This window comes from Frankia tisae, assembly GCF_025403405.1.
Lineage (GTDB): Bacteria > Actinomycetota > Actinomycetes > Frankiales > Frankiaceae > Frankia > Frankia tisai.
This window is the reverse complement of the sequence record NZ_JANEZT010000420.1, coordinates 1-5,355: the sequence shown is the minus strand read 5'-3', so window position 1 is coordinate 5,355 and position 5,355 is coordinate 1. Positions and strand designations below refer to the sequence as shown.

General features: G+C 72.3%; 5 protein-coding genes. 4 read left to right on the top strand and 1 reads right to left on the bottom strand.

All coding sequences use genetic code 11. The annotated features are described in order from the left end of the window. Window positions 1-331 (top strand): hypothetical protein (locus tag NBZ85_RS27135; RefSeq protein WP_261559899.1); only part of this gene is annotated, 331 nt, incomplete at its 5' end. 153 nt (window positions 332-484) lie between these two features. Then, window positions 485-1,819: an alkaline phosphatase PhoX gene (locus NBZ85_RS27130; RefSeq protein WP_261559900.1), complete on the top strand. Its 1,335-nt coding sequence runs from the start codon at window positions 485-487 to the stop codon at window positions 1,817-1,819. A gap of 67 nt (window positions 1,820-1,886) precedes the next feature. On the opposite strand, the gene NBZ85_RS27125 is transcribed toward NBZ85_RS27130, so the two are convergent. Continuing rightward, complete coding sequence (locus NBZ85_RS27125) at window positions 1,887-3,089, bottom strand: hypothetical protein (protein WP_261559901.1); 1,203 nt, start codon at window positions 3,087-3,089, stop codon at window positions 1,887-1,889. Between the two features lie 474 nt (window positions 3,090-3,563). Here NBZ85_RS27125 and NBZ85_RS27120 point away from each other — a divergent pair, with 474 nt between their 5' ends. Both NBZ85_RS27120 and NBZ85_RS27115 read left to right on the top strand, forming a co-directional pair. Next, window positions 3,564-3,935, top strand: a complete 372-nt coding sequence (locus tag NBZ85_RS27120; protein WP_261559903.1) for a hypothetical protein — start codon at window positions 3,564-3,566, stop codon at window positions 3,933-3,935. A 174-nt stretch (window positions 3,936-4,109) separates the two neighbouring features. Next, window positions 4,110-5,213, top strand: coding sequence for an amidohydrolase family protein (locus tag NBZ85_RS27115; RefSeq protein WP_261559902.1), 1,104 nt, complete (start codon window positions 4,110-4,112; stop codon window positions 5,211-5,213). The last annotated feature ends 142 nt before the right edge of the window (window positions 5,214-5,355 follow it).

Genomic DNA, 5,355 nt, shown 5'->3' with positions numbered 1-5,355 from the left:
ACCCGGTCTCAGCGCCCCACCCGGTCTCAGCGGCGGGACGGGCGACGTCTCGACGGGACTCGGCGCCCTCGCAACGGACCGCGGCGCCCACGCGGCGGGTCGTGGCGGCCCCACGGCTGGCGCGGGCGGGGTCTACCGCACCGACCAAGTCCGCCGAGTCGTCCTGCACCCTGGATTCGTCCGCGTCCACCTGGCCGGCGAACCGGCGCTGATGGTCGATGTGCCGATCCACCGCGGCCTCGCGCTGGCTCCAGGAACGCCGGTGCGGGTGACGATTCCACCCGGTGCGATGGTCGTCTATCCCGACTATGCCGGCCGCCGCCCGAGCTGATCTGCGCGGCGAGCTCGGCGTACGGCGGGAAATCCGCTCGGTAACGGTCGGTTGTACGTGCACTGATGTTTCCGTTCGTGTCGATCTCCGGCCATCTTCGGCTGACAGCGTTCCCTCCGGCGCCGATGGGACCGGCGCCGGAGGAGGACACGCATGGTTGTGAACCGTCGACAGATGATGGCCGGCGCGGGGACCGCCGGTCTTGGCTTCGCGCTGGCGGGGGCGGTGGAGGCCGTCTTCGCGGGGCCCGCGACCGCCGCGGCACCGAAGGCGTTCCGCGGCTACGGGGAACTCGTCGCGGACCCGAAGAAGATCATCGACCTGCCGCCGGGTTTCCGGTACACGGTCTTCTCCCGCGCAGGCAAGGACCCCCTGGACGGCGGCGGCGTGGTGCCGGGCTCGCATGACGGCATGTACGCCTTCCCCGCCGGTATCGGCCGCAGCGTGCTGGTGCGTAACCACGAGCTGTCGCCGGGCACGAACATTCCAGCGGTGCCGCACCGCCCCGGCCTCGTCTACGACCCGGCCTGCCCCGGCGGGACGACGACCGTCACCGTCGCGGGCGACCGGCTGCTCGGCCAGGTGCCGAGCCTCGCCGGCACCTACCGCAACTGCGCCGGCGGCGGCACGCCGTGGCGGACCTGGCTGTCCTGCGAGGAGACCGAGGCCACCCCGGCCACCGAGGCGGCGCTGACCAAGAAGCACGGCTACGTCTTCGAGGTCGACCCCTTCGGCCGGCTGCGCGACGCCGCGCCGGTGCCGCTGACGGCGCTGGGCCGCTTCCCGCACGAGGCAGTGGCGATCGACCCGGGCTCCGGCATCGTCTACCTCACCGAGGACGCGTCCAAGCCGTACGGGCTGCTCTACCGGTTCCTGCCGCGGCGTCCGCTCGGCGGCGCGGGCAGCCTGCGGGCCGGCGGGAAGCTGCAGGCCCTGTCGGTGCCGGCCGTGCGTGACCTGTCCGCCGTGCACGACCTGCACACCACGCTGCCGGTCACCTGGGTGGACGTGCCCGACCCGGACGCGACCACGGTGTCGGTCCGGGCCCAGTTCGAGGACGCGAAGATCACCCGGGTGCCGAAGGCGGAGGGCATCTTCTGGTCCGCGGGCACGGCGTACATCGTCTCCAGCTACGCGGAGAAGTCCGCCGGCGCGGCGGCCGACCACTCCGGGCAGGTATGGCGGTTCGACCCGAAGCGCTCCACCCTCGAACTGGTCCTGCGCCTGGAGCCGGGCGGCCGGTTCGACGGGCCCGACAACATCACCGTCTCGCCGTTCGGCGGGATCGTGCTGTGCGAGGACGGCGACGGCGAGCAGTACCTCGTCGCCCCGTCGGCGGACGGCACCCCGTACCCGCTTGCCCGTAACGCGGGCAGCGGCAGCGAATGGGCCGGCGCCACCTTCTCCCGGGACGGCCGCTGGCTGTACGCCAACGTGCAGGTGGACGGCTTCACCGTGGCCATCACCGGGCCGTGGTGGCGGGGCTGAGGGCCGCTCGCTGGTGGGCGATGACGCTTACTGTCAGGTAATGAAACTCACTGTCAGGTAATAACGCCTACTGATAGGTGATGAGGTCTGGCGGGGGCGTGAGGGTCAGCGTCTCCGCCGGACTGAACATGTTCGTGTCCTCGTCGAGGAAAAGCTTGAACCCGGTGAAGAACGGTGCCCGGGCTGCCAGCAGCGCATACTTGTCGAGTTTGTCCTGGCGGACGCCGAACCCGTCGATATGGAAGACGGTGGCGAGTTCGGGCCGGGCCACGATCGCCGCCCGGTCGGGCAGCATAGATTCAGTGAACTGATGTACCACGAACAGTTTCTGCGGCAGATTGTGCGCGCGGCTGACGCCGGCGAGCCAGGCCGAGACCTCGTTCAGCCCGGCCGCGTCGCTGCTGCCGATCTGGCGGCCGGGGACCTGGTTCGGCCCCATCTTCCATTCTGGGTCGAGGGCGAGCCCGACATCCGGTTCCTGCAGGAACCGCTCGTACCGGCGTGCCTGGTCGAGGAAGCGCCCGCGACCGGGCTGCAGATCGAGGATGAGCAGCATCCGGTGTTCCCGGGCAGCGGCGAGGTAGGGCTCGACGGCCGCCGGGGACAGCGCGGAGCTGTACAGACCATCCGCTCCGGGTGAGGCCGACGCGACGGTCGTGATGAGCTCCATCGCCGGCTGCACCGGCCGGCCGCCGGCGGCGAAGGGCGCCGCGGCCGCGAGCACACGCTGCGCCGCCTGCTCGGGCGTCCCCTGGCCGAGCACGCCGAGCGCGCCGCCGCCCACCGAGCCGTAGTGCGCCACGATCCGATAACGCGGCAGCAGCGTGCGACCGCCCATCGGGAGCTGCGGGGCGCCCGCGCCCCCGGCCGCGGGCCGTCCGGGCTCGTCGCCGTGGCCGGCCACACCGGGCGCGGGCGTCGATCCCGCCCGACTGGCGGGGCTGCCCTGACCGGCAGCGCCACTCGGGACGGGGGTGCTGGTCTGACCGGCGGCGCCGCCCTGGCCCGTCGGGCTGCCCGCAGCGGCTGGGTCGGTCGGGCTGGCAGCGTCGGCAGGGGCGCGCCGGGCCGCAGCGGCCTGCTGTGCGGTGTCTTCGGGCTGCGAGCCGCATCCAGCCCAGAGCAACGCGGCGAGCAGGAGCAGGCTCGAGACGGCCGCCCGCAGCGCGCCTCGCGGCCTGGACCGACGACCCGCCGGCCGGGCCTCGCTCAGCCATGTGTCGGATCGCCGAAGCCTGTCCCGGTGCCATGTCGCTCGGTGATCGGCCATGCCGCCGCTCCTACCCCATGCAACACCGGATCATGGCGCCCGAGCAGGGGGATTTCCGCTGCCGCCCAGGCGGATCGGCGGCCCCGGCGGCATGGCCAGCCGCGTCTGCCGCGGGCGGGACGGCCCTCCCGACCGGCCTCCCGTCGTCCGGACACCATCATCCTAATGATTCTTCGACGCTTACCCAAAGATATTCGCTCGTTAAGTTGAGTTATTAGGGTGGCTTTTCGGGTCGGGGTGGCGGTTGTCGGTGGATGTGGTCTCTCTGTCCGCGGACATACCTTTTTTGTTCAGCCTCGTGCGTTCCGGTCGAGGCCGATTAAAGTTGGACGAGCAGTCGTAGATCGGGCGGTTCGAAGTCTGCGAGGGACTGTGATGCGGGGACGATTGTCGACGCGCGGCTCGCGTGAGCAGGCGTCGATGCACACGGGCGGCGGCGAAGCCGTCGTCCACCTCGACAACGCGGGAGGCGATATGAACAGTGTCGATGTAGCGCTGAAAGAGTCACTGGAGATTGGGGGGGCGCTCGGGGCGGCCCTCGTCGACTTCACCAGCGGCATGACCCTTGGCACGGTGGGTAATGCGCACACTCTCGACCTGGAGGTGGCCGCGGCCGGGAACACCGAGGTCATCAGGGCGAAGCTGCGGACCATGGAAAGCCTCGGCCTCCAGGACACCATCGAGGACATCCTGATCACGCTCGGCCGCCAGTACCATCTGATCCGCCTGTTGCAGAGTCATTCCGGCCGCGGCCTGTTCCTCTACCTGGTGCTGGACAAGGGGCGGGCGAACCTCGCCCTGGCCCGCCACCGCCTGCGTGCCATCGAGACCCAGCTCGACGTCTGAGGCCGGCACCGCTGCCCCAGCCTCGGCGCGCCCCGTGTCCGGTCTCGGGGTGCGCCGGGGTGCGCCGCCGGCGTCGGGAAACGGGCAGACTGGGCCCGGTGGAGCGGCGGAGGCGAACATGAGGACAGCGGCCGGTACCGGGCTGGCCGTTCCCGGAGCGGGGGCGGCGGCCCGATGGTGACGAGTCAGCCGACCCTGCGGGTTCAGGGCACGGTGTTGGTCGGGCCGGAGGAGGTCCGCGACGAGCTGTGGGTCGTCGACGGTCGGGTCACCTTCACCGCGCCCGTCGGCGCCGCGGCCCGGGACGTGCGAACGGTGTCCGGCTGGGTGCTGCCCGGCCTGGTCGACGCGCACTGCCACGTCGGCCTCGACGCGGGCGGTGCCGTGGACCGGCCGACCGCGCAGGAACAGATCACCGCCGACCGCGCCGCCGGCGCGCTGCTGCTGCGCGACGCCGGATCCCCGGCCGACACCCGGTGGGTCGACGACCGCGATGACCTGCCCCGGCTGGTGCGCGCCGGCCGGCACATCGCCCGTCCCCGCCGCTACATCCGCAACTATGCGGCCGAAGTCGAGCCGGACGGCCTCGCCGCCGAGGTCGTCACCCAGGCCGGCCGAGGCGACGGCTGGGTCAAGCTCGTCGGGGACTGGATCGACCGCGGCGTCGGGGACCTCGCCCCCTGCTGGCCCGCGGACGCCGCGAAGGCGGCGATCGACGCGGCCCACGCGGCCGGCGCCCGGGTGACCGCCCACTGCTTCGCCGAGGATTCGCTCGCCGACCTCGTCGAGGCGGGCATCGACTGCATCGAGCACGCCACCGGGCTCACCGAGGACACGATTCCGCTGTTCGCCGCGCGGGGGGTCGCGATCGTCCCGACCCTGGTCAACATCGCCACCTTCGAGGGCATCGCCCGAGGGGCCGAGGAGAAGTTCCCCGCCTACGCCCGGCACATGCGGGCCCTGCACGCCCGCCGGTACGACACGGTGCGGGCCGCCTATGACGCTGGGATCCCCATCTACGCCGGCACCGACGCCGGGGGTAGCCTGCCGCACGGCCTGGTCGCCGCCGAGGTCGCCGAGCTGCGCCGCGCCGGCCTGCCGGTGCAGGCGGCCCTGTCCGCGGCCACCTGGTCGGCCCGCGCCTGGCTCGGCCATCCGGCGCTCACCGACGGTGCCCCCGCCGACCTCGTCGTCTACCCCGCCGACCCGCGCGCCGACGTCGGCGTCCTCGCCGCGCCCGACCTCATCGTCCTGCGCGGCCACCCCGTCGCTGCCTAACTCCGTCGGGCCGGGACGGCATCCCCGAGAGGCGGCTCGCCGGGCGTCATCGGCGCCGATTGCTGGAGGTTATTGACGGTTCGACCGCAGCAGAAGGTCACTGATCTCCTGCAAATCGGCCGCTGTTCGCGCAACCACGTCC

Coding starts and splice junctions, on each gene's coding strand:
- NBZ85_RS27115 (WP_261559902.1), top strand. CDS start 4,110: ATGGTGACGAGTCAGCCGACCCTGCGGGTTCAGGGCACGGTGTTGGTC.
- NBZ85_RS27125 (WP_261559901.1), bottom strand. CDS start 3,089: ATGGCCGATCACCGAGCGACATGGCACCGGGACAGGCTTCGGCGATCC.
- NBZ85_RS27130 (WP_261559900.1), top strand. CDS start 485: ATGGTTGTGAACCGTCGACAGATGATGGCCGGCGCGGGGACCGCCGGT.
- NBZ85_RS27120 (WP_261559903.1), top strand. CDS start 3,564: ATGAACAGTGTCGATGTAGCGCTGAAAGAGTCACTGGAGATTGGGGGG.